Genomic DNA, 25,012 nt, shown 5'->3' with positions numbered 1-25,012 from the left:
CCGTTCTGCCCGGGAGACGACGACAGCCAAGCCGCCCAGACCGGCGGCGACCGACACGGTGTCAACGGTGAGCGGAGAGGGACGGATCGATGGCAACGCGAGTGGATGCTGACCGGGAGTTCTGGCGCGGTGTGCTCCTCGCCGGTGGATCCACCACGATCCCGCGGTGGACGCTCCATCCGGTGCCGGGCGTCGGCGAGCACGAGGCGACGGTCCCTGATGACGTCGCGCGAGCGGTGCACCGGTTGGCGCAGGACCTCTCGATACCGCTCGTTTCCGTGCTGCTGGCCGCCCACGCCAAGGTGCTCGCCGCGTTGTCCGGCGAGCAGGAGGTCACGACCGGCTATCTGACCAAGGACGGCGGCCGGCCGTTGCCCTTCCGGCTGACGACCGAACCCGGATCGTGGCGGGCACTGCTGCTGGACAGCCATCGGGTCGCGTCGGAACTGCTGTCGCACAAGGACTTTCCGGTCGACGATCTCAGGCGCGAACTCGGTCTGCCGGAACCGTCAGCCGAAATCGCGTTCGATCCCACCGGGCTCGGTGGCGACACCACCGGAGACGTCGATCTCACCGGAGACACCGTGCTGTGGGTGGGAGCCTCCCGCCACGGTGACCGGCTCGTGCTGCGCCTGCGGTACCGGACCGACGCGCTCGACGCGGAGTGCGCCGCCAGGATCGCCGGCTACCACCTCACCGCGCTCGCGCTCATCGCCGCAGATCCGGATGGTGAGCACGGGCGGCAGAGCCTGCTCTCAGCGGACGAACTCCGGTTCCAGCTCGTAGGGCTCGCCGGACCGCGCCGGGACCTGCCGGACGCCTGTATGCACGAGCTGTTCGAGCAGCGGGTACGCGCACGCCCGGACGCCGTCGCAGCCGTGCACGGCGACCGGCAGTGGACCTACCAGGAGCTCAACTCCCGTGCCAACCGGCTGGGTCGGGCCCTGCTCGCGAGGGGACTGCGGCGCGAAAGCGTCGTCGCGGTGGTGACCGAGCGGAACCTGGACTGGATGGCCGCCGTCCTCGCGGTCTTCAAGGCCGGAGGCGTGTACCTGCCCATCGAGCCGCATTTCCCGGCCGACCGTATCGCGGCCATGCTCTCCCGCGCCGAGTGCGGGATCGTACTGACCGAACCCGGCAGCACCGGCTCCCTCGATGAGGCGCTCGAATCACTGCCAGACGTCCACAAGCTCGTCATCGGCGCCGCCTGCGACGAGGACCACGCCGACGACGACCTCGGCGTCGCCGTCGCGCCGGACCAACTCGCCTACATCTACTTCACCTCCGGCTCCACCGGCGAACCCAAGGGCGCGATGTGCGAGCACGCGGGCATGCTCAACCACCTCTACGCCAAGATCGACGACCTGGAGATCGCCAACGGGCAGGTGGTCGCCCAGACCGCGCCCCAGTGCTTCGACATCTCACTGTGGCAACTGGTCTCCGCGCTCCTGGTCGGGGGGCGCACCCTGCTGGTCGAACAGGACGTGATCCTGGACGTCGAGCGGTTCGTCGACAAGATCACCCGTGGACGGGTCTCGGTTCTCCAGATCGTGCCGTCGTATCTCGAGGTCGTGCTGACGTATCTGGAGCAGCACCCGCGCGAACTGCCGGATCTGCGGTGCGTGTCGGTGACGGGTGAGGCGCTGAAGAAGGAGCTCACGCAGCGCTGGTTCGCCGCCGAGCCCGGCATCAGGCTCGTCAACGCGTACGGCCTGACGGAGACTTCCGACGACACCAACCACGAGGTCATGGACCGGGTGCCGGACCGCGAACGGGTTCCGCTCGGTCCCCCCGTCAGCAACGTGCGTGTCTACGTCGTCGACGAGCACCTGAACCCGGTGCCGCTCGGCGCCCCCGGCGAGATCGTCTTCTCCGGCGTCTGCGTCGGCCGCGGTTACGTCAACGACCCCGACCGCACCAAGCTGGCGTTCATGCCCGATCCGCACCACGAGGGCGCACGGCTCTACCGGAGCGGTGACCACGGCCGCTGGCTGCCCGAGGGGAAGCTGGAGTTCCTCGGCCGCCGCGACACCCAGGTCAAGATCCGTGGGTTCAGGATCGAGATCGGCGAGATCGAGAACACCCTGCTGCAGGTTCCCGGTGTCCGCGACGGAGCGGTGGTGGTTGCCGAGCGGGCCGGCCAGAGCAGGCACCTGGTGGCCTTCTACTCCGGCCCGGAGCCGCTCCCCGTCGACGTCCTGCGGAACCGGCTGGGCGCATCTCTGCCCGAGTACATGGTGCCGTCCGCCTTCCACTGGCGGGAGAGTCTGCCGCTGACCGCCAACGGCAAGACCGACAAGAGGGCGCTGGCGGCGCTCGCCGGCGAACTCGACGCCGTGGAGGAGGACCGCCACGCGCCCGGTACGCCGACCGAGCAGCGGCTGGCCGCCGCCTGGGCGGAGGTGCTCGGTATCCCGCAGGCCCAGATCGGGCGGATGGACCACTTCTTCGACCGGGGCGGCACATCGCTGTCCGCGGTGAAGCTGGCGATCACCCTGAACCGTGCGGTGTCCCTCAAGGACGTCACCCGTCACCCGGTCCTCGCCGATCTGGCCGCGCTGGTCGACGGCAGGTCCGACCGGCGCTCCGGGCTGCTTCAGTCGCTGTCGGAGCCGGGCGGCGCGCCGGCCGGTGCCCTGGTGTGCTTCCCGTACGCCGGCGGAAACGCGGTCAATTTCCAGCCGATGGCCAAGGCGCTGCGGGGCAGCGGGATCGCGGTCCACGCCGTGGAGCTGCCCGGTCACGACGTGGCCGCCGAGAGCGAGCCCTTCGCGGCGATGGCAGACGTGGTCGAGCAGGTCGTCGGCGAGATCACCGAGCGCGGCCTGACCGGGGTCATGCTGTGGGGTCACTCCTCGGGCACCGCCTTCGCCATGGAGACCGCCAGGCGGCTTCAGGAGCGCGGAGTAGGCGTCCAACGGGTGTTCCTCGGCGCCCAGTTGCCCGGCGATGCCGTCGAGCGGCGCGACGCCGTCACCGAGCTGACCGGGCAGAGCGACAGCGAGATCGCCGCACGGCTGAGCACGGACCGCGGCTACACCGAACTCCATGAACTGGACGCGCAGCGCGCCGACCATGTCGGTGCCGCCTACCGGCACGACTGTGTGTCCGCACACCGCTATTTCGCCGACCTCCTCGACACTCCCCCGGCGGTGAAGCTGTCCGCGCCGGTCACCGTGGTCGTCGCCACCGACGACCCGATCACGGCGGACTACCCGCTCCACCACCGCGACTGGCAGTTCCTGGCCGACCACGTCGACCTGCACGTGCTCGCCGAGGGCGGCCACTACTTCCTGCGCACCTGTCCGAGCGAGGCGGCACAGGCCGTGCTGCACACCGTCGAACTGCTGCCTTCTTCCTGAGCGGCACGCTGAAAGGAAAACGACGATGTCCTCCATCTCCCCGGAGTCGGTGCTCGACGTCGAGTCGCAGCCGGGCAGACCTCCGATCCTGCGGGCCGACGCCTCAGGAGACGCGCCGGCCTGGGCAACCGAGCACCGGGACGCGCTGCGCGCCGTGGTCGCCGAGCACGGTGCCGTACTGGTGCGCGGCCTCGGGCTGCGCGACGTGGCCGCGTCCGGAGCCGTCTTCGGGCGGCTGAGCAACGGTCTGATGCCGGAGAGGGAGGCCTTCGCGCCCCGGCAGACCTACGCCGACGGCGTGTACTCCTCGGCCCAGTGGCCCCCGAACCAGCCGATGTGCATGCACCACGAGCTGAGCTACACGCTCGACTTCCCCGGCCTGATGATGTTCGCGTGTCTCACCGCGCCCACCGCGGGCGGGGCGACCGGCGTTGCCGACGCGGCGGCCGTACTCGACGCGCTGCCCGCCGAGTTGACCCAGCGGTTCGAGCGGGAGGGCTGGCTGCTCACGCGCAGCTACAACGACGAGATCGGGTCGTCCGTCGCCGAGGCGTTCGGCACCGACGACCGCACCGCCGTCGAAAGCTACTGCCGTGCCAACGCGATCGACTTCGAGTGGCAGGGCGACGGATCCCTGCGCACGCGCCAGCTCCGCAGCGCCGTGGTGCGCCACCCGGTCACCGGCCGCCGCTGCTGGTTCAACCAGATCGCGTTCCTCAACGAGTGGACACTGGCGCCCGAGGTCCGCGAGTACCTCGTCGAGGTCTACGGCGCCGACGGACTGCCGTTCAACACCCGCTTCGGAGGCGGCGACCCGATCAGCGAGGACGTGGTGCAGCTGCTCAACGAGATCTACGAGGCGGGCACCGCCCGCGAGCCGTGGCAGGCCGGCGACCTGATGCTCGTCGACAACATCCGCAGCGCGCACAGCCGGGAGCCCTTCGAGGGGCCTCGTGACGTGCTCGTCGCGATGGCCGACGCGGTACGCCTGTCCGACTGCTCGCCGACCGTCGAGGTGACCGCGCGATGACCACCGTCCGTTACGCCGCAATGGAGTCCGCCATGCCCGAGCCGACCGCTGTGCGCCCCTTCTCGGTGATCTCCGGCGCCCAGGTCCAGAAGGTGCTGGAGGGCCGCGAGAAGCAGATCGTCGAGCTGGTCGAGGCCATCTACCGGCTGCACGGCGCCGGTGATTCGGTGAACCCGCCGTCGTACTTCCTGCGTTTCGCCGACCGGCCGTCGTCCCGGATCATCGCGCTGCCCGCCTCGATCGGCGGCCACGTACGGGTGGACGGGCTGAAGTGGATCTCCAGTTTCCCGGAGAACGTGCAGGCCGGGATCCCGCGGGCGTCGGCCGTGCTGATCCTCAACGACCACGACACCGGCTATCCGTTCGCCTGCCTGGAGAGCTCCATCATCAGCGCCACGAGGACGGCGGCGTCGGCGGCGCTGGCCGCCGACCGGCTCACCCGGAACCGGCCCCGGCCCACGCGCGTCGGGTTCTTCGGGACGGGCCTGATCGCCCGCTACATCCACACGTTCCTGGCCGGCAGCGGCTGGTCGTTCGACGACATCGGTGTGCACGACGTGTCCGCCGACAGCGCGGCGGGCTTCCGCTGCTACCTCGAGCAGTCGGGCACCACAGGCCGGATCACCGTGCACGACAGCGCCGAGGAGCTGATCCGCGTCAGCGACCTGGTGGTCTTCGCCACCGTCGCCGGTGAGCCGCACGTCACGGACCCTGCGTGGTTCGCGCACCATCCCGTGGTTCTGCACGTGTCGCTGCGCGACCTCTCGCCGGAGATCATCCTCGCCTCGGCCAACTTCGTCGACGACGTCGAGCACTGTCTGAAGGCGAACACGTCGCCGCATCTGGCCGAGCAGCTCACGGGCGACCGGGACTTCCTGCAGGGCACGTTGGACGACGTGATGTCCGGACGTGTGCAGGTGCCCGCGGACCGGACGGTGGTGTTCTCGCCCTTCGGCCTCGGAGTGCTCGACCTCGCGGTCGGCAAGTACGTCTACGACGAGGTGGCCCGCTCCGGAGAGCTGCACGTCATCGACGACTTCTTCCACGAACTGCGCCGGTACGGATGATGCACGGCCGACGGCCTGTCACGCCGGCTCCGGCATCCGGAGCGCGGTCCGGGCCTTCGACGACGCGCAGGGGTCCCCCGGCCGACTCGGTTCGGACACAGGTCTCGCCCAGCAAGCGCGACACGCAACGCCACAGCGGATGGATGTTCGGAAGAGTCCTGTTGCACATGAGGAGGCCATCGTGCCTGTCATATCCGCTCCGCATGCCTTTAACGAAGCACAGCTCTATGTCGACCTCCGGCCCATCTTCGGGCGCTCCCTCTATCTCAAGTGCGAGGGCTTCAACTTCGCCGGCTCGATCAAGCTGAAGGCGGCGACCGAGATGGTGGAGACCGCCGAGCGGGAGGGCGTGCTCAAGCCGGATTCGATCCTGGTCGAGTCCTCGTCGGGGAACCTCGGCGTGGCGATGAGCATGATCGCGGCGAGCAAGGGCTACCGGTTCCTGTGCGTGACGGACTCCCGCTGCAACCTGTCGACCAGGCTGCTGATGGAGGCATTGGGCAGCCAGGTGCACGTCATCGCCGACCTGGATGCCAACGGCGGCTTCCTGGGCGCGCGGATCGACTACGTCCGCGCGCTGGTCGACTCCGACGACCGGTACGTATGGCTCAGTCAGTACACCAATCCGGGCAACTGGAAGGCGCACTACCGCAAGACGGCGCCGGAGATCGCGCAGCGCTTCCCGCGGCTCGACGTGCTGTTCGTCGGGGCCGGCACCACGGGGACCCTGATGGGCTGCGCACGCTTCTTCCGGCGTTGGCACCGGCCGGTGCGGATCGTCGCGGTGGACAGCGTCGGCTCGGTGATCTTCGGTGGTGAGCCGGGCCGCCGGATGATCCCCGGTCTCGGCATGAGCATGCGTCCTCCGCTGCTGGACGAGTCGTACGTGGACGAGGTCATCTACGTCGAGGAGACCGACACCATCCGAGCCTGCCACCGTCTGGCCAGACGCGGGTTCCTGTTCGGCGGCTCCACAGGCACAGTGGTCAGCGGCGCGATGCGCTGGCTGGCCGAGAACGACGCGCGCGACCTCACCGCGATCGCCATCGCCCCGGACCTCGGCGAGCGCTATCTCGACACCATCTACCAGGCCAATTGGCTGCAGGACCTCTACGGCGAAGGCGTACTCGACTCCGAGGAGCCGGAGGACGGCGTCCGGGCGGCCGACTCGGCGCCGACACGGTCGCGGGGCTCGCGGCAGCACCTGCAGACGGGCGACAGCGGGGGCAGCAGCCGCCACCAGCACCAGGACCGCAATTGAAGAGTCTTGTCGGCGCCGTCGACCTCGATACGGGCCGTCCTCAGCCGGCGCCCGGCGCGTCCGCGTCCTCCTCCCCGGTCCACTTGTAGGCGAGGAAGTCGTCGACCATCCGGTGGAACAGGGTGGCGAGCTGCTGCAGCTCCTCGGGCGACCACGCGGCCAGCGCCCCCTCCATACCCCGGCGACTGGCTTCGCGGATGCGTTCGACCGTGTCGCGGCCGAGGGGGGTGAGCTCGATGAGCTGTGCGCGGCGGTCGTCGGGGTCCGGGACGCGGGACAGGTAACCGGCCTTCTGCAGCTGCTGCACCTGCCGGGTGACATGGGACGCCTCCACGGCCAGCCGGACCGCCAGCTCGCTGGGCCGGAGGGGCGCGGCGTCGTAGATCTGCCGCAGGAGCGCCACGGCGGCACGGTCGAGCGGCACTCCCGCCAGGGCCATGAGGCGGTCGTGCTGCCGGACCCGGCCGGTCAGGTAGGAGATGCGGCTGAGGGCTCGCTCGATCTCGGCCACATCCGTCGAGACGGGGGTGGTTGCTCGCGGCGCTGTGGTCATGTCCCACATTTTACATTACTTGCTTGACTCAACTAACGCCCCCATGCTTACTTGACTCAAGTAATGGAGTTGTAGCCTGGTCATCCCGCCCCGCAGGCGACCCCCGCATGACGACTCTCCTGCACCACAGAGGGTCGCCCGGCGCACACAACGCAGCACACAGAGCAGCAACAGCGCGACAGCAAGGAGCACCACATGAGCACCACCGGCCTTCAGGGACGCGGCGTCATCGTCACCGGAGCGGGATCGGGGATCGGCCGGGCCGCAGCCCTGAAGTTCGCGGCGGAGGGCGCGAAGGTCCTCGTCGCGGACCTGAACCGGGACGGCGCCGAGGGGACCGTCAAGGCGATCAAGGACGCCGGGGGCGACGCCCACGCGGTCGTCGGTGACCTCAGCGACCAGCGGGTGGTGGACCAGGTCGTCGCATCGGCCGTGGAGACGTTCGGCGGCGTGGACGTGCTCGTGAACAACGCCGGGATCATGGACCGCATGTCGGCCCTGGGCGAGACGGACGACAACGAGTGGGAGCGCGTCATACGCATCAACCTGACCGCTCCGTTCCTGCTGACCCGCGCCGTGCTGCCGCACATGCTGGCGGCGACGCGCGGCTCGGTCGTCTTCACCGGGTCCGAGGCCGGTCTGCGCGGCAGCGCGGCCGGCGCCGCCTACACCGCCTCCAAGCACGGCATCGTCGGCCTGGTCAAGAACCTCGCTGTCATGTACCGCAAGCAGGGCATCCGCGCCAACGCCATCGCCCCCGGCCCGACGGCGACCAGCATCCAGGTCGATGCCAGCCCGGAGGCCCACGGTCCCGCGCTGGTCGGCCAGTTCGTGGGCGCCAACATCGGCAGGATGGGCACGGCCGAGGAGCAGGCCGACGCCATCGTCTTCCTCGCCTCCGACGCCGCCGCCTTCGTCAACGGCGCCATTCTCCCCGTCGACGACGGCTGGGCCGCCGTCTGACGCGTGGCACCGGGAGGGCCGGTACGGACGACGGCGGTGCCGTGGCCAGTGCGGGCCCTCCTCTCAACGCGTTCACTATTCCACTGGGTTGCCCGTGACCGCGCGGGCTGAACGTTTCCTCAGGTGAGTGGCCGCTCCGCGGCGAGCGCCCTCGAGGCCCGGGCGGCGAGGGTGTCGGCACCGCAGCTCTTGGCAAGCTCAAGGCCCCGGCGGAGCTCGGCGGGGTTGTGGGTCAGCAGGCCGTACTCGACGCGGGCGAGGGCATGTTCGTACGCCGACGGGGATGCCGCGAGGCGCTCGACTGCCTGGGCGAGGAGCGGGGCGGCGGCGTCCGGCCCCGCCACAGCGGCGGCGCAGCGCAGGGCCTCGCCCACGGCGGTGTCGGTGCCGAGGCGTTCTGCGTTCTGGCGGGCCCTGACAGCGAGCGAGGCGGCGCGGCCGGGGTCCTCGCGGGCGAGAGCCCTGGCCAGTTCGAGAGCCCATGGGGCGCATACGGTGTTGTGGTGGCCGCGGGCCTCGAGGGCGGCTCCGGCCGCCTCCAGTTCGGCGACCGCTTCCTTCGGGCGCCCCTGGGCGAGCAGCAGCCTGCCGCGGACGGTGCGGACGTCTGGGCACACGAGCAGGTCGGGGTACGGGGGTTCGAAGTCGCACTCGTCGGCGATCCGCTGGGCCTCTTCGGTGTGGCCTCGGGCCAGCAGGGTGTCGATGAGCGTGCACGCCGCGTCCCAGTGGACCGGCAGGCCGGCCCCGACCCGGTCGGCATGGCGCAGCCCCTCCCGAAGGAAGGTTTCTGCTTCGATCAGCCTGCCGCGGCGCCGGTGCACGCCGCCCATGAGCGTGTACACCAGGGCCAGATGGACGCCTTTCCAGCCGGATATCTCGTACGAGAGCAGCGCCTCGGTGAAGAGGTCCTCGGCCCGCTCCAACTGGTCGGTGTAGGTACAGGTGATGCCGATCAGCACCGGGTATTCGGAGCCCCAGTCGGTGTCCGTCCAGCCGAGGCCGCGCGGCGGGCGCCCCGAGTCGAGGGCCCGGTCGCAGAGGGCGGCGACATGGCCGGCGTCCTCGCCGCGCAGCATCGCGTCGAAGGCGCGGACGGTGAGCAGGGCGCGTTCGGCGTTGGTGGTGCCCGGCAGGTGGTCGGCGAGCGCGGCCAGCCGCCGTGAGCGGCCAGGGCCGTCGTCTTCTTCCCCGCGGCACGCCTCGAACATGAAGTGCGCGGCCTGCAGGCGTAGTCGTCCGAGTCCGGGCGGAGTGTGGGCGAGTGCGGCCTTGACGGAGGCGGCGGCCTCGCGCATCTCGTTGTTGTGGGCGAGGGTCTGGGCAAGGAGGCAGGTGGCGTCGACGCGCAGCTCGTCGCCGAGGCCCGGCAGATCGAGGGCGGCGCGCAGGTGGCGCACCGTGGTGGGCAGCGAGGTGTGGAGGGTGGCGCAGCCCAGTTCGTAGTGGACGTGGGCGCGCACGCGCGCGTGCGGGGGTTCGCGCAGGGCCCGCTCCAGGCAGCGGCGGGCGGCGTCCGGGGCGCCGACCGCGAGGTGTTCGGCGGCGGCCGCGCGCAACTGCTGTACGACTTCGGGGTCGTCGTCCGGCTGTACCTCCAGGAGGTGGCGGGACGCGGCCGCGGGGCCGAGGCCCGCCTGGATGGTGAGCCAGGCGGCCCGGCCGTGCATCGCGGTGCGGGTGGCGGGCGGGATCGCGCGGTACACCGCGGTGGCGATGAGCGGATGCACGAACTCCAGCGGTTCACTGCCCGTCAGTATGCGGGCGGCGCGCAGCCTGGCCAGGCAGTCGGCGGCCTGCGCCTGCGCCATCCCGGCCAGGTTCTGCACCAGTTCCAGCGAGATGTCCGTGCCGAGCACGGCTGCGGCCCACGCGAACCTGGTCGCGTCGGCGCCGATCTGCTCGAGCCTGTCGATGAGCCCACGACCGCGGGCCGTGGCGCCGATCCCTCGCAGCAGGTCCGCGGACTCCGCGACGGGCTTGATGGAACGGGCCCGGATCCTCTCCAGCAGTTCGACTGTTTCGTACGGGTTGCCGCCGGTGACCGCCCACACCTCGCGGCAGAACGAGGCGTCGGCGCCTGCACCGAGCGCGTCGCGCACCAGTTCCGCCGTGGCCTCCGGCGTGAAGGCCTGCAGGGTGACGCGCAGGCGTGCGGCCTCTCCCACGGCGGCGAGATGCGCAAGCTCGCTGCCGTACAGCTCCGGGGGGCGGTGTGCGACGACGATCAGCAGCGGCAGACGGCACAGGAACGTACTGAACGACGCCAGCCAGGACAGCGATTCGGTGTCGGCCCAGTGGGCGTCGTCGATGGTGAGCACGAGAGGGCCGTGGCTGAGCGCGAGACGGCCGACGAGCCGGTCGAGGCCTTCGCGTACGGCCTGCGGGCAGGTGGGCGGGCCGCTCGCGGCGGCCAGGCCGACGGCTGGGCCCGCGATCTCGTACGCCTCGCCGAGGAGTTCGCGCGCCTCGTCCCGGGCGAGCCCGTCCAGTACGGGGTGCAGCAGTTGCCGAACGAGATGGAAGGGCACGGACGTCGTCGCTCGGCTGCCGCGAGCCGACCACACCGTGCAGCGGTCCTCGGCGGTGGCGCGCACCGCGCCGAGCAGTGACGTTTTTCCGACTCCTGCCTCTCCCGTATAGACCAGCACGCCGCCTTCGGGGCGAGCGTGGCACAGGAGGGTGTCGACGGCTCGGGCGGCCGCGGCGAGCTCCAACTCACGTTCGAGCAAGAGGGGCGGCGTGGGCGGCTGAACGAGCGGAGTAGCGATCATGCTGTCCCAACGAGGCCGGTACGGACGGACGTTGTGGGGATATTGAGGGTAGCCCGGCAAGGGGCTGTGAGGACAGGGGTGTTGCGCCCGGGGGCGGACTTGGCGTAATGGCGCTGCTCCGCGCACCGGCGCGCGCCCCCCTTCCCGGCCGTCAAACCGCACCCCAGTTCTCGGCCGGCGCGGCCCCGGACCATGATCCGGGGCCGCGCCGGCGACAACCGTCTCAGTCGCCCAGCACCTCGCGCAGCCACGACAGCTGCTTGCGTACGTGCACCGCGTCGCCGTGCTCGTGGCCATTGAAGGGATAGGTGTGCATCTCCCGGGACGGGTCGGTGCCGCTCAGTTCGCCATAGCGGTTGAAGGCGGAGTACGCGCCGCTGGGCGGGCAGACCGTGTCGCGCAGGCCGACGCCGAAGTGGGCCGGGGCGTTCGCGCGGCGGGCGAAGGAGGCGCCCTCCATGTAGGTGAGGGTGCGCATGGTGGCTTCGACGGCCTCGCGGTGTACCGAGAGATAGGCCGAGATCTCACCGTAGGGAGCGGCGTCCGTGAGATTCAGCGCGCGATGGATGCCGCACAGGAACGGGGCACTCACCGCCACCGCCGCCAGGTCCGGGACGAGTCCGGCGACGGCCAGTGCGAGGCCGCCACCCTGGCTGTTGCCGACGGCGGCCACGCGTGCGCCGTCCACGCCCGGCAGTGCGCGCACGGCGGCGACGGCACGCACGGCGTCCGTGATGAGCCGCCGGTAGTGATAGTCGTGCGGCGAGAGCAGGCCGCGCGCGGCAGGTCCCGGGCCGCCGGGCGCGGAGGCATGCGGATCCGGAGTGTCGCCGCCGCAGCCGTACTGGTCGCCCTGTCCCCTGTTGTCCATGAGCAGGTGCGCGTATCCGGCGGAGGCCCAGGTGAGGCGTTCGTGCGCGAGGCCGCGCCCGCGCCCGTAGCCCGCGTACTCGACGACGGCGGGCAGGGCCTCCGACACTGCGGCGGGGCGGCTGTACCAGGCGCGCACCGGCTCGCCGTCGAATCCCCGGAAGGTCACGTCCCAGCTCTCGACCAGCCGAAGGCCGTTGTCCACGGGATGCACCGAGACGAGCGCTTCGTCCTGCTCTACCTGCTTCAGGGTGTCCTGCCAGAAGGCGTCGAAGTCGGCAGGCTCGTCGAGTGCGGGGCGGTGTCGCTCCAGCTCGTCCGGGGGGAGGTCGAAGGCGGGCACGGAACCTCGCAGGCGATCGGGGACGGCGGGCGGTCGTCCGGTCGTTTCGGTCAGTGATCAAAAATTTCCGGAAGAGATTAACAGCGTTGCCCGAGACCCGACCCCTCCTTGAAACGTTGCAGTTGGGACACGGTTCGTTCAACGTCCCTGCATGTGAGCACCATTGACAAGCGCGCGAAGCCGCCCCTAAGTTGCCGCCACGTTACCGGAAAGCTTCTGAAAACGTATCGGTCCCGGATCCCCCCGTGATGCCGGGTGCCTCCGGACGTATCCGTCCGTCCCGCACCACTGCCTTTCCCACCAGGGCCCATCCTGGCCCGTCAGCCCGTCCCGCACACGCCACGGAGGCCTGAACATGAGCACCTCCACCGCCCTGGATCCGCCGCACGGCACCGAGGATCCGCCGTCGGCCGGTCCCCCGGCCCAGCCCAGCCGGCCACTGCCGCGCGCGCGCCGAACATGGCGGCAGGCGCTGGGCCGTGACTGGCAGCTGTACTCGCTTGCGGTGCTGCCGCTGCTGTTCTTCCTGATTTTCCGGTATCTGCCGATGATCGGGAACGTGATCGCCTTTCGGCGCTTCCAGCCGGGGGGTTCGATCCTCGGTGAGGAATGGGTGGGTCTGCGCTATGTGCAGATGTTCCTCGACGACCCCACTTTCTGGCACGTCTTCACCAACCAGCTGTGGATGGGCACGCTCACGCTCGTGTTCTGCTTTCCGGTGCCGATCGTGCTGGCTCTGCTGCTCAACGAGGTGCGCACGCGGGCGCTGAAGCGGTTCGTGCAGTCGGTCTCGTACCTCCCGCACTTCCTCTCCATCGTGATCATCGCGGGCATCACGATGCAGATCCTGGCCACGGACGGCCCGGTCAACCAGGCCCTCGAGACGTTCGGCCACAAGCCGATCCCGTTCCTCCAGGAGCCGGAGTGGTTCCGGACCATCTATGTCAGCTCGGAGATCTGGCAGACCGCCGGCTGGGGCACGATCCTCTACCTGGCCGCGCTCACCACCATCGACGACGAGTTGTATGAGGCGGCGCGGATCGACGGCGCCAACCGGTGGCAGCAGATCTGGCACATCACCCTTCCTGGTATCCGCCCCACCATGATCACGCTGCTGATCCTCAACATCGGCACGTTCATGGCGGTGGGCTTCGAGAAGATCCTGCTGCTGTACAACCCGCTGACGTATCCCACCGCGGACGTCGTCTCCACGTACCTGTACCGCGCGGGTGTGGAATCCAACAGCTTCAGCTACGCCGCCGCCATCGGCCTTTTCGAGGCGATCATCGGCCTGGTGCTGATCTTCTCCGCCAACCAGATCTCGCGTCGCACAGTGGGGACGAGCCTGTGGTAACCCTGTCCAGCGGCGATCTGCGCCGCGCTCCGCGCCAGCGCACCTCGGTGCACCAGCCCTCCCGCGGCTACCGCGTCTTCCAGGTGGTGAACGGGCTGATCCTCACCGCGGTCGTGGTCGTGACCCTGTACCCCTTCGTGAACATCATCGCCCGCTCCTTCAGCGCGGAGGACCATATCCGGGCCGGCGAGGTGAACCTGCTGCCCGAGGGGTTCAACCTGACCACGTACCGCCTCGTGATCTCGGACGGTATGTTCTGGCGGAACTACGGCAACACCGTGCTGTACACGGTGGTCGGCACCGTCATCGCCATGGTGCTCACCACCTGTTACGCCTACGTCCTGTCCAAGCAGCATCTGAAGGGGCGCAACGCCCTGATCGGCGTCGCCGTCTTCACGATGTTCTTCTCGGGCGGCCTGATCCCCAACTACGTGCTCATCACCAGCCTCGGCATGAAGAACACGCTGTGGGCCCTGGTCATCCCGAACGCGATCAGCGTCTTCAACCTGCTCGTGATGAAGGCCTTCTTCGAAAGCCTGCCGTCCGAACTCGAAGAAGCCGCGCAGATCGACGGACTGAGCACCTACGGAATTCTGTTCCGCATCGTACTGCCGCTGTCCAAAGCGGTGATCGCGACGATGGTGCTGTTCTACTCGGTGTCCTTCTGGAATTCCTGGTTCGGCGCATTCCTCTACATGGACAAGGCCGAGCTGATGCCGGTAACCGTCTATCTGCGCAACATGATCGCCGGCGCGACCGGCGGCGGGAACGTCGGCGCCACCACGGAGCAGCTCACGCAGGTGGGGGCGAACATCCAGTCCGTCACGATCCTGCTCACGGCGCTGCCCATTCTCTGCGTCTACCCGTTCGTCCAGCGCTATTTCGTCTCCGGCGTCACGCTCGGCGCGGTCAAGGGCTGACAACTGACACGAGACAACTCGGCCCTCGGCTACAGAGAAACACCCCCTGATACGGAAACAAAGGAGTATCCGTGAACAACTCCGGACAGCTGTCCCGGCGCAGCCTGCTCGCCGCCGCGGCGTTCGCCGGCCTCGGCCTCACCACCCTCGTCGGCTGCGGCAGCGGCGACGACTCCAGCGACGACCCGAAGGACCTCTCCAAGAAAGAGGTCGGGGCGATGAAGAAGTACGGGGCGGGTGACCAGTTCAAGGCCACCAAGCCGCTCACCTTCTCCCTTCTGCACCTCGACAACCCGGTCTACCCGCCCAAGGACAGCTGGCTCTTCTGGAAGGAACTCACCAAGCGTACGAACGTCACGTTCAAGAGGACCGGCGTCCCGTACAGCGACTACGAGAAGAAGAGAGGCCTGCTCCTCGGCGCGGGTGACGCGCCCTTCCTCATCCCCAAGACGTACCCGGGTCAGGAGACCGCGTTCGTCGCTTCCGGGGCCATCCTCCCGGTCAGCGAGTACGTGCACCTGATGCCCAACTTCCAGGACAAGGTCAAGAAGTGGGGGCTGGAGGGGGACATCGACTCCATCCGGCAGGCCGACGGCAAGTACTACCTCCTGCCGGGCATCCACGAGAAGGTGAAGGTCGGCTACTCGCTCGCCCTGCGCACCGACGTACTGGAGGATGCGGGGCTCGACCTGCCGACCACCTGGGACGAGGTCCACGAGGTGCTGAAGGGCCTCAAGGAGGCCCACCCCAAGGTGTATCCCTTCTCGGACCGCTGGAACCAGCCCGAGCCGGGCGGCGCGCTGCTCAACTTCCTCGCCCAGTCCTTCGGCACCAAGGGCGGCTGGGGTTACAACAACTACACCTTTGACACCAAGGCGCAGAAGTACGTCTTCACCGGCGCCATGGACGAGTACCGCCAGATGCTGGAGTACCTGAACAAGCTGGTGTCCGACGGCCTGGTGGACCCCGAGAGCTTCACGCAGTCCGACGACCAGGCCAAGCAGAAGCTCCTCGCCGGCAAGTCCTTCGTGATCAGCGCCAATCCCCAGGTGCTGGCGGACGAGTACCGCCTCAACCTGGAGAAGCAGGTCAAGGGCTCGAAGATCGCGATCATCCCGGTGCCGATCGGCCCCGCCGGTCCCGTGGTGGCGGGCAGCCGTCTGGAGAACGGCATGATGATCTCCAGCGAGGCCCTCAAGAGCGAGAACTTCGTCGCGCTGATGCAGTTCGTCGACTGGCTGTGGTACTCGGACGCCGGTCAGGAGTTCGCCAAGTGGGGTGTCAAGGACGTCACGTACACGTCGTCCGGACCCGGCAAGTACGCCCCCAAGGACGGCATCAAGGCCCTGGCCATGAACCCGGACGCGAAGAAGGACCTGCAGAAGGACTACGGCTTCACCAACGGCGTCTTCTCCTACGGCGGTAAGTGGTCCCTGGTCTCGTCGTCCTTCACGGAGGACGAGAAGGAGTTCCAGGACTCGATGGCCCAGCGCAAGCTGCTCGCCGTCGAGCCGGCCCACCCGCTCAAGGCGTCCGAGCAGGAGCAGGCCACCCTCTGGGAGACCCCGCTGAAGGACCACGTCCGGGAGAACACCCTCAAGTTCGCCCTCGGCAAGCGCAAGCTGTCGGAGTGGGACAACTACGTCGCTGAACTGAAGGCCAAGAACATGGACCAGTTCATCGACATGCACAACAAGGCGTACGAGCGCTTCAAGAAGGAGAACGGCTGACGATGACGAGCAAGGCCATGCGTCACCGCATACCGGACCAACCGGCCGGACATCTCTCCGAGGCCTGGCGCTTCTGCGTCGGCACCGGCCGGATCGAACTCGCCCTGCGCCGCGACTACCAGGACTCGCTCGCCCTGCTGCAGCGCGAGATCGGATTCCGGTACATCCGCGGGCATGGCCTGCTCAGCGACGGCATGGGCGTCCACCGGCCGTACGAGTGGGAGGGCGCCCGCCACGTGCACCACTCCTTCACGTACGTCGACCAGGTGGTGGACGCCTATCTGGCCCTCGGCATAAAGCCGTTCATCGAACTCGGATTCATGCCGAGCGACCTGGCCTCCGGGGACCAGACCGTCTTCTGGTGGCGCGGCAACGTCACTCCGCCCAGCTCCCACAAGGAGTGGGCGGAGCTGGTCCGCGCCACCCTCACCCACCTCATCGACCGCTACGGCATCGACGAGGTGCGCACCTGGCCCATCGAGGTGTGGAACGAGCCGAATCTGCGGGACTTCTGGAAGGACGCGGACGAGGCGGCGTACCACCGGCTCTACGAGGTGACCGCGCACACGGTGAAGGAGGTCGACGCCTCCCTCCAGGTCGGCGGCCCGGCCATCTCGCCGGGATCCGACGAATGGATGGTGCGGTTCGCGGAGTTCGCCGAGGCGAGCGACGCACCCGTCGACTTCGTCTCCCGGCACGCCTACACCACAGGCCCGGCGCAGCACGTGCCGTTCGGCGTCCACCAGACGCTCGCTCCGGCCGACCGCCTCCTCGAGCAGTTCGCGACCCCGCGCCGCCAGCTCGAGGGCACCCGGTTCGCGGACGTCCCGGTCCACATCACGGAGTTCAACTCCTCGTACCGGCCGGACAACCCGATCCACGACACCGCCTTTCACGCCGCGTATCTCGCGCCGGTGCTCGCCGCGGGCGGGGACCTGGTCGACTCCTTCTCGTACTGGACCTTCAGCGACATGTTCGAGGAGGTGGGCCCGCCCACCGCGCTGTTCCACGGCGGCTTCGGGCTGCTCACGCACCGGCAGGTGAAGAAGCCGACGTACCACCTGTACGCGTTCATGGCGCGGATGGGGCAGGAACTGCTGGCGCGCGGCGACGACCACCTGGTCACGCGGCACCCCGACGGCCGGGTCACCGTCCTCGCCTGGGCGCCCGTCGATCCGACCGGCGAGACGCCCGGCCCGGACCGGCACACCGTGCGCCTGTCCGTCCCAATCGGGACCCGTCCGCGCGGCGAGGCGTTCGTCCGCCGCTCCACCGTGGACGAGGAGCACGGCAACGCCTACACGGCCTGGCGGCGTATGGGCAGCCCGCGCTCGCCGCGCCCGCACGAGCTCGACGTGCTGCACGAGGCGGCCGAGCCCGCCCGCGGCCATCTGCGGCTGCCCGTCGAGGACGGCCGGGCCGACCTCGACCTCACGCTCGCCCGGCACGAGGTCACCCTGGTCGAGGTGACCGCGCTGGACGACGAGACGCCGCCCTGGTGGGACGAGCGGCGCCTGCTCGGACGGGAGGAGCCCCGATGAGCGCCCCGCAGACAGCCGGCCGTCGTGCCTTCGGCGACGGCCCGCTGTCGCGCGCGGCGGCCCTGGTCCACACGCTCGTGACCGTCGAGGCGCTGCTGCTCGCAGCCGCCTCGCCCGGCCTGGTCGCCCTGTTGTTCCTCGGCGCCGACCCGTCCAACCTGCCGCTCGCCGCGGTCTGTCTGCTGCCGCTCGGCCCTGCCCTGTCCGCCGCCCTGTACGCGCTCCACCACCGCACCCGCGACCTCACCGAACTGCACCCGGCCCGCGCCTTCTGGCGCGGCTGGCGGCTCAACGCCCTGCCGGCGCTGAAGCTGTGGACGCCGCTGCTCGCCTGGCTGACCGTCATCGGCATATCACTCGCCCACTTCCACGCCACCGGCCTGCCCGGCTGGTGGGCGGTGCTGCTCGCGGTGATCGGCGTGGCCTCGCTGCTGTGGGGCGCGCACGCGCTCGTCCTGACCTCCCTGTTCGTCTTCCGCGGGCGCGACACCGCGCGCCTCTCCGCGTACTTCCTGTTCCGGCACGGCAAGGCAACCCTGGGCGCGCTGTCGCTGCTCATCCTGGCCGGGGGGCTGACCGTGCTGCTCACCGAGGCGCTGCCCGCCCTGCTGGCCGCGCCTCTGCTGCTGTCCCTGCTGCACACCAGCCGCCCGGTGATCGCCGAGACCCAGAAGGACTTCACGTCATGACCGTCCCCCGCACCGACAAGATCCCGTACGGCGGCGACTACAACCCCGAGCAGTGGCCCGAACCCGTCTGGGACGAGGACCACCGGCTGTTCGACCAGGCCCGTATCGACACCCTCACGGTCGGTGTCTTCTCCTGGTCGCTCACCCAGCCCGCCGAGGGCGTCTACGACTTCACCGTCCTGGACCGCATCCTCGACCGCGCGGCCGCCGAGGGCCGGCGCGTGTGCCTCGCGACCGGCACCGCCGCTCTCCCGCCCTGGCTGGCCCGCGCCTACCCCGAGGTCAACCGCACCGACTTCGAGGGCCGCCGCCACGGCTACGGCCAGCGGCACAACTTCTGCCCCAGCTCACCGGCGTACCGCCGGCTCTCCACCGCGATCGCGGGCCGCCTCGCCGAGCGCTACGCCGACCACCCGGCGCTGCTTGCCTGGCACATCAACAACGAGTACGGCGGGGCCTGCTACTGCGACCTGTGCGCCGGCGGGTTCCGGGGCTGGCTGCGCGAGCAGTACGGCGATCTCGACGCGCTCAACGAGGCGTGGTGCACGACCTTCTGGTCGCACCGCTACACCGACTGGTTCGAGATCGAGCCGCCGAACGCCCTCACCGAGCACTGGCGCGGCCCGAACCACACGGCCTTCCAGGGCATCACCCTGGACTACCAGCGCTTCATGACGGACGCGCTCCTCGGCTGCTTCCGCGCCGAGAAGGAGGCGATCCGCCGCCACGACGCGGAGACCCCGGTCACCACCAACTTCATGGGCATGTACCGGCCGCTGGACTACCACCGCTGGGCGCCCCACCTGGACTTCGCGTCCTGGGACAGCTACCCGCCGCTCGACGCCCCGCCCACCATGGCCGCCCTCGGGCACGACCTGATGCGCGGTCTCAAGGACGGCGCGCCGTTCTGGCTGATGGAGCAGACGCCCTCCACGACCGCCTGCCGCGACGTGAACCCGCTCAGGCGCCCCGGTGAGCTGCGTCTGGCCACCTGGCAGGCCGTCGCGCACGGTGCGGACGCCGCGCTCTACTTCCAGATGCGCGCCTCGCGCGGGGCCTGCGAGAAGTACCACGGTGCGGTCATCGGGCACGCCGGACGGGACGACACCCGCGTGTTCCGCGAGGTCTCGGAGGTGGGACGGGAGCTGGAGGAGCTGGGGCCGGTCGCGCTCGGCGCCCGCACCCCGGCCCGTACCGCCCTGCTCTTCGACTGGGACAGCTGGTGGGCGCTGGAGATCTCCGACGGCCCGTCCCGGCTGGTCGGCTACCAGCAGGTCGTGCACGCGTACTACCGCGCTGCCCGTGAGGCGGGCGCGGACGTGGACGTCGTCCCGGTCACGGCCGATCTCACTCCGTACGACGTGGTCCTCGCGCCCGCACTGCACATGGTGAAGGGCGACCTCGCCGCCCGTCTGGAGGCCGTGGCGGAGCGCGGCGGCACGGTGCTGACGACGTTCCTCTCCGGCCGCGTCGACGAGTACGACAACGCCTTCCTCACCGACGTCCCCGGCCCGCTGGCCGGCCTGATGGGCGTCCGCGTGGACGAGTGGGACTCGCGCCCGGCCGACGTCGTCAACCCGGTCGTGCTCGGCACGGGCGAGGAGGCGCTGAGCACCGACGGGCGACTCGTCTTCGAGATCGTGCTGCCGCAGGGCGCCGAGCCGGTCGGCACCTACCAGGACGACTTCTACGCGGGAACCCCGGCCGTCACGCGGCACCCCTTCGGCGAGAACGGGGGCGAGGGCTGGTATGTCGCGACCGCGCTGGACCAGCCGGGCGTCGACTGGGTGGTCCGCCGCGTCCTCGCCCGCCACGACCTGGTCGGCCCGTACGCCGAACACTCGTCCGTCGAGACCGCCACCCGCACCGCGCCCGACGGCACCCGCCTGTTCTTCCTGCTGAACCACGCCTCCGACCCGGTGTCCGTGACGGCACACGCGTCGGCCGTGGAGCTGCTGACCGGCAAGCAGGTGGAACGCGGTGAGGCACTGACGCTGGACCCGCGCGGGGTGTCCGTCCTGCGTCTTCAGTAGGCCGAGGGTTTCGTTCCATGGCTGGGCCGCGCCCGCGCGGCCCAGCTCGCTCCATACGCACTGACCAGAGGTTGTCGTGACTGCATCCGCACCCGTATCCGTGCCCGCGCTGCCCAGCGGCGTCGACCCGGCGTGGCTGCCACCCGCCGCGTTCCGCCCGCTCGGCTCCCGGAGAACGCTGATCTCCGGAAAGGGCCCGCTGGTGGGCACGGTGCACGGTGAAGTGGCGTACGCCTGTGCCCGGTTCGGCGGTCACGTCGTAAGAGATTCGCGGGAATCGGGAGCGTCGTACGACCTGGTCCTGGAGCTGGGCGCGGACGACCCCGACGGGCTCGGAGACGAGGGTTTCGCACTGGAGCGGGCCGACGGCGTCACGTCGGTGACGGCGGCCGGTCAGGCCGGGCTGCTGTACGGGCTGTTCCACGTCGTGCGGCTCGGCGAGGCGGCCTTCCAGAGCGAGCGGGCACGCGAGGTGCACCGTCCGGCCCTGGAGCTGCGGATGCTCGACCACTGGGACAACGTGGCCGTGCATGCGGTGATGGGCCAGGTCGAGCGCGGCTATTCGGGCGGCTCGCTGTTCTGGCAGAACGGGCGGGCGCGGGGCTCGCGGGACGAGCTGGAGCGGGTGCGCTGCTACGGCAGGCTGCTGGCGGCCTGCGGCATCAACGCGGTCTCCGTGAACAACGTCAACGTGCACGCCACGGAGGCGCACCTGCTGACCGACCGCATCGGCGAGGTGGCCGCGATCGCGGACGCCCTGCGCGCGTACGGGATCCGCACGCACCTGTCCGTCTCCTTCGCCGCGCCCGTCGTGCTCGGCGGCCTGCCCACCGCCGACCCGCTGGACGAGGGGGTGCGCGCCTGGTGGGCAGAGGCGACCGGCCGGGTGTACGAGGCGATTCCCGACTTCGGCGGGTACCTGGTGAAGGCCGACTCCGAGGGGCAGCCGGGCCCGTTCAGCTACGGCCGCAGCCACGCGGACGGCGCCAACATGCTCGCTGCGGCGCTGGCCCCGTACGGCGGGACGGTGCACTGGCGGGCCTTCGTCTACAACCACAAGCAGGACTGGCGGGACCGGTCGACGGACCGGGCGCGCGCGGCGTACGACCACTTCGCGCCGCTGGACGGCGAGTTCGCGCCGAACGCGGTGCTCCAGGTGAAGCACGGGCCGATGGACTTCCAGACACGCGAGCCCGTGTCGCCGGTGATCGGCGCGATGCCGAACACCCGGCTCGCGGTGGAGATCCAGGCGACCCAGGAGTACACGGGGCAGCAGCGGCACGTGTGCTGGCTCGGGCCGATGTGGAGCGAGGCGCTGCGGTTCCGGCCGGAGGGCGGGGAAGGGCCGAGCGTCGGGGACCTGGCGCGCGGCGGCGGCCTGGTGGCGGTGTCGAGCGCCGGTGACGACCCGTTCTGGACGGGGCATCCGCTGGCGCAGGCGAACCTGTACGCAATCGGCCGGCTCGCCTGGCGACCGGACACGGACCCCCGCGCCGTCCTGGACGAGTGGATCGAGCTGACGTTCGCGCCGGAGGAGACCGCCGCTCCCGCGCGGCTGCGGAACGGGCTGCACGCGGTCCTGGACGGCTCCTGGCGGACGTACGAGAAGTACACGGCGCCGCTCGGGGTGGGCTTCATGGTGCAGCCGGGGCACCACTACGGGCCGAGCGTGGACGGCTACGAGTACAGCCCCTGGGGCACGTACCACTTCGCCGACCGCGACGGGATCGGCGTGGACCGCAGCCAGGCGACCGGTACCGGGTTCGCCGGGCAGTACGCCAAGCCGTGGGCGGAAGTGTACGAGAACCCCGAGACCTGCCCGGACGAGCTGCTGCTCTTCTTCCACCACGTGCCGTACGGCCACGTGTTGCACAGCGGTGAGACGGTGATCCAGCACATCTACGACACGCACTTCGACGGCGTGGAGGAGGTCGAGGAGGCACGCCGCGTGTGGGGCGGGCTCTCGGATCTGATGCGCCCCGCACGCCACGCGCGGGCGGCGGAGCGCTATGAGGAACAGCTCCGCAGCGCGCGCGAGTGGCGCGACCACATCAACACGTACTTCTTCCGGAAGTCCGGCGTGCCGGACGCCCACGGGCGCCGGATCCACTGAGCCTGCAGGCGGCGGATCCGCTGAACCCGCGGGCGCCTTGTCCACTGAAGGCGCGCTGCCGCCCGTTCCTCCCGCGATTTTCGACGGCTCTCGACGTCGCGCCGCGTTCCATATGCCCCTTTTGGCGGGGATGCTGTCTCTTGCTGCCCACACCGCAGTGATCACCGACCGGGCGGCGGGGCAGGGCAGCGCCGCGGAGGTACGGCGTCGGGAAGACCGGGAGGTGGGTGGTGGCCGCGGGTACGACTCGGGCCTTGTGGTCTCGGCTGGCCGCGCAACCGACCCGTGCCGCCGTTCTGGCCCTGGCGCTCTTCATCGTCCTGGGCGCGGCCCTGCTGATGCTCCCGGCCACCACCGCGCCCGGCCGCAGCACCAGCGTACTGACCGCCCTGTTCACCTCAGCGGGCGCGGCCAGCGGAGGCTTCGCCATCGTCCCCGTCGGCAGCCACTGGAGCGCGTTCGGCCAGGGCGTGATCCTCGCCCTGATCCAGGTCGGCGGATTCGGGATCATGACGCTCGCCTCCCTGCTGGGTCTGCTCGTGGCGGGCCGGCTCCGGCTGACTACACAGCTCAGCACGCAGGCCGAGACCGGGAGCGTCGGCGTGACCGACATCCGCAGGCTGCTCCTGGGCATCGCGGGCACCACGCTCGTCATCGAGTTCGCCCTGGCCGCGTACCTGATGACGCGCTTTCACTTCGGCCAGGGCGAAACGCCCGGGGAAGCCCTTTACCACGGCGTCTTCTACGCGGTCTCCGCCTTCAACAACGCCGGTTTCGGGCTGCGCGACGACAACCTCGTCGGCTATGCGCACGATGCCTCCATCATCCTGCCGATCGCCGCCGTCTGCCTGCTCGGCGCCCTGGGTTTCCCCGTGCTGCTGGAGCTGTTCCGGGTCGGCCAGGCCGGCGTACGCGGCGGGCTCAGGCACCGCTGGTCCCTGCATACCCGGCTCACGCTCGCCACCTACGCGGCCCTGCTCGTCGTCGGCGCCCTGATGACCTGCCTGCTGGAGTGGAACAACCCGGGGACGCTGGGCCCCATGGACTGGGGGGACAAGCTGCTCAACGGGTTCTTCACCGCCGCCAGCGCGCGTACGGCGGGTTTCAACAGCGTCGACACCGGCGCCATGCGCCCGGCGACCCTGCTGGGCATGTGCGTACTGATGTTCATCGGCGGCGGCAGCGCGGGCACCGCGGGCGGCATCAAGGTCACGACGTTCGCGGTGCTGGGGGCGGCGATCCTGGCCGAGATCCGCGGGCGCACCGCCGTGGACGTCATGGGCCGTCGTATCCCGGAGGCGGCACTGCGCCAGGCCCTCACCGTCGCACTCCTGGGCGTGGCGCTCGTCATGTCGGGCACGCTGGTGCTGCTGACCACCACCTCAGAGCCGCCCGATGCAGTTCTGTTCGAGAGCGTGTCCGCCTTCGGCACGGTCGGGCTGAGCACCGGCATCACCGGCAGCCTCTCAGCGGCGGGCCAACTCACCGTCATCGTACTGATGTTCGCCGGACGCCTCGGCCCGATCACTCTCGCCTCCGCACTCGCCCTGCGCGAGCGTGACCGCCGCTACACACTTCCCGAGGAGCGACCCGTCATTGGCTGACCACCGCAAGAACCTGCGCCTGCGCCGCCGTCGGTATCCTGCCGCCGGCGACCGCCCGGCCGGCGACTCCAAGGTCGCCGTGCTCGGCCTCGGCCGCTTCGGCCGCTCCCTGGCACTGGAGCTGATGCGGCGCGGGTGGGACGTCCTCGGCATCGACTCCGACACCGGCGTCGTGCAGAAGACGGGCGACGAGCTCACCCACGTCGCCGCCGCCGACTGCACCGATCCGCAGGCGCTGGAACAGCTCGGCCTGGGACAGTTCTCACGGGCGGTGGTCGGCATCGGCACCGACCTCGAGGCCAGCATCCTGGCCACGTCCAACCTCGTCGACACGGGCGTGCCCAACATCTGGGCGCGGGCCACCACCCGCCAGCACGGCCAGATCCTCGAACGGATCGGCGCGCACCATGTCGTCCTGCCCGAGCACGAGATGGGCGAGCGCGTGGCCCACCTGGTCACCGGCCGCATGATGGACTTCATCGCGTTCGACAGCGACTACGCCCTGGTCAAGACGCTCGCGCCAAGGGTCGTCGGCGGCGTGCCGCTCGGTGAGAGCCGGGTGCGCAGCACGTACGGGGTGACGGTCGTCGGCATCAAGCGCCCCGGTGCCGACTTCACCCATGCGACCGCGGAGACGGTCGTCCAGCCGGGCGACGTCATCATCGTCACGGGCCGGACGGGGGCCGTGGAGGCGTTCGCGGAGCTGGAGTCGGCCGGCCCGGCGCCGGGATGAGCACGGCATCAGAGTCCCCGTGGAGGACCCTTCGCAAAGTGGCCTCACACATTCACGTGGCTGTTGCAAGAA

17 protein-coding genes are annotated in these 25,012 nt (G+C 70.1%); 14 read left to right on the top strand and 3 right to left on the bottom strand.

The genetic code is table 11. From position 1 onward, the window contains the following. The first annotated feature begins 89 nt into the window (after window positions 1-89). The 4 genes from ACWD4J_RS16835 (at window position 90) to sbnA (ending at window position 6,720) form a co-directional block, all read left to right on the top strand. Window positions 90-3,362, top strand: coding sequence for a non-ribosomal peptide synthetase (locus tag ACWD4J_RS16835; RefSeq protein ID WP_451396129.1), 3,273 nt, complete (start codon window positions 90-92; stop codon window positions 3,360-3,362). 25 nt (window positions 3,363-3,387) lie between these two features. After that, window positions 3,388-4,392: a TauD/TfdA family dioxygenase gene (locus tag ACWD4J_RS16830; protein WP_451396128.1), complete on the top strand. Its 1,005-nt coding sequence runs from the start codon at window positions 3,388-3,390 to the stop codon at window positions 4,390-4,392. 32 nt (window positions 4,393-4,424) lie between these two features. Next, window positions 4,425-5,459 carry a 2,3-diaminopropionate biosynthesis protein SbnB gene (gene sbnB, locus ACWD4J_RS16825; protein ID WP_451396192.1) on the top strand — a complete coding sequence of 345 codons (1,035 nt, stop codon included), beginning with the start codon at window positions 4,425-4,427 and terminating at the stop codon, window positions 5,457-5,459. A gap of 181 nt (window positions 5,460-5,640) precedes the next feature. Beyond that, window positions 5,641-6,720, top strand: coding sequence for a 2,3-diaminopropionate biosynthesis protein SbnA (gene sbnA / locus ACWD4J_RS16820; RefSeq protein WP_451396127.1), 1,080 nt, complete (start codon window positions 5,641-5,643; stop codon window positions 6,718-6,720). Window positions 6,721-6,760: 40 nt separating this feature from the next. Here sbnA and ACWD4J_RS16815 read toward each other — a convergent pair whose 3' ends face one another. Continuing rightward, window positions 6,761-7,273 (bottom strand): MarR family winged helix-turn-helix transcriptional regulator, encoded by a 513-nt coding sequence (locus ACWD4J_RS16815; protein ID WP_451396126.1) that lies wholly within the window; start codon window positions 7,271-7,273, stop codon window positions 6,761-6,763. A 195-nt stretch (window positions 7,274-7,468) separates the two neighbouring features. Here ACWD4J_RS16815 and ACWD4J_RS16810 point away from each other — a divergent pair, with 195 nt between their 5' ends. Continuing rightward, window positions 7,469-8,236, top strand: a complete 768-nt coding sequence (locus ACWD4J_RS16810; RefSeq protein WP_451396125.1) for an SDR family NAD(P)-dependent oxidoreductase — start codon at window positions 7,469-7,471, stop codon at window positions 8,234-8,236. Window positions 8,237-8,355: 119 nt separating this feature from the next. Here the strand turns inward: ACWD4J_RS16810 and ACWD4J_RS16805 are convergent, their stop codons facing one another. Together ACWD4J_RS16805 and ACWD4J_RS16800 are read right to left on the bottom strand one after the other, a co-directional pair. Continuing rightward, on the bottom strand, window positions 8,356-11,010 hold the full coding sequence (locus ACWD4J_RS16805; protein ID WP_451396124.1) for an ATP-binding protein: 2,655 nt from the start codon (window positions 11,008-11,010) through the stop codon (window positions 8,356-8,358). A 223-nt stretch (window positions 11,011-11,233) separates the two neighbouring features. Beyond that, entirely contained in the window at window positions 11,234-12,223 is a 990-nt protein-coding gene (locus ACWD4J_RS16800) for an acetylxylan esterase (RefSeq protein WP_451396123.1), read from the bottom strand. 355 nt (window positions 12,224-12,578) lie between these two features. On the opposite strand from ACWD4J_RS16800, the gene ACWD4J_RS16795 reads away from it, so the two are divergent. From ACWD4J_RS16795 to ACWD4J_RS16755, 9 genes are all read left to right on the top strand, one after another. Then, complete coding sequence (locus ACWD4J_RS16795) at window positions 12,579-13,577, top strand: ABC transporter permease (protein ID WP_451396122.1); 999 nt, start codon at window positions 12,579-12,581, stop codon at window positions 13,575-13,577. A 47-nt stretch (window positions 13,578-13,624) separates the two neighbouring features. Then, window positions 13,625-14,497 carry a carbohydrate ABC transporter permease gene (locus tag ACWD4J_RS16790; protein ID WP_451396191.1) on the top strand — a complete coding sequence of 291 codons (873 nt, stop codon included), beginning with the start codon at window positions 13,625-13,627 and terminating at the stop codon, window positions 14,495-14,497. 71 nt (window positions 14,498-14,568) lie between these two features. Then, on the top strand, window positions 14,569-16,227 hold the full coding sequence (locus ACWD4J_RS16785) for an ABC transporter substrate-binding protein (RefSeq protein ID WP_451396121.1): 1,659 nt from the start codon (window positions 14,569-14,571) through the stop codon (window positions 16,225-16,227). A 2-nt stretch (window positions 16,228-16,229) separates the two neighbouring features. Continuing rightward, the gene (locus ACWD4J_RS16780; protein WP_451396120.1) at window positions 16,230-17,768 is read left to right on the top strand and encodes a GH39 family glycosyl hydrolase; all 1,539 of its coding nucleotides are present in this window, start codon (window positions 16,230-16,232) and stop codon (window positions 17,766-17,768) included. Next, entirely contained in the window at window positions 17,765-18,457 is a 693-nt protein-coding gene (locus ACWD4J_RS16775) for a hypothetical protein (RefSeq protein WP_451396119.1), read from the top strand. The genes ACWD4J_RS16780 and ACWD4J_RS16775 overlap by 4 nt, the downstream gene beginning before the upstream one ends. Beyond that, window positions 18,454-20,490, top strand: coding sequence for a beta-galactosidase (locus ACWD4J_RS16770; protein ID WP_451396118.1), 2,037 nt, complete (start codon window positions 18,454-18,456; stop codon window positions 20,488-20,490). The genes ACWD4J_RS16775 and ACWD4J_RS16770 overlap by 4 nt, the downstream gene beginning before the upstream one ends. Before the next feature lie 76 nt (window positions 20,491-20,566). After that, on the top strand, window positions 20,567-22,603 hold the full coding sequence (locus ACWD4J_RS16765; RefSeq protein WP_451396117.1) for an alpha-glucuronidase: 2,037 nt from the start codon (window positions 20,567-20,569) through the stop codon (window positions 22,601-22,603). Between the two features lie 254 nt (window positions 22,604-22,857). Continuing rightward, window positions 22,858-24,207 carry a TrkH family potassium uptake protein gene (locus tag ACWD4J_RS16760; protein WP_451396116.1) on the top strand — a complete coding sequence of 450 codons (1,350 nt, stop codon included), beginning with the start codon at window positions 22,858-22,860 and terminating at the stop codon, window positions 24,205-24,207. Beyond that, window positions 24,200-24,940: a potassium channel family protein gene (locus ACWD4J_RS16755; RefSeq protein WP_451396115.1), complete on the top strand. Its 741-nt coding sequence runs from the start codon at window positions 24,200-24,202 to the stop codon at window positions 24,938-24,940. The genes ACWD4J_RS16760 and ACWD4J_RS16755 overlap by 8 nt, the downstream gene beginning before the upstream one ends. Window positions 24,941-25,012: the final 72 nt, after the last annotated feature.

The organism is Streptomyces sp. NPDC002577, assembly GCF_053594815.1.
This window is presented reverse-complemented; position numbering and strand designations above follow the sequence as displayed.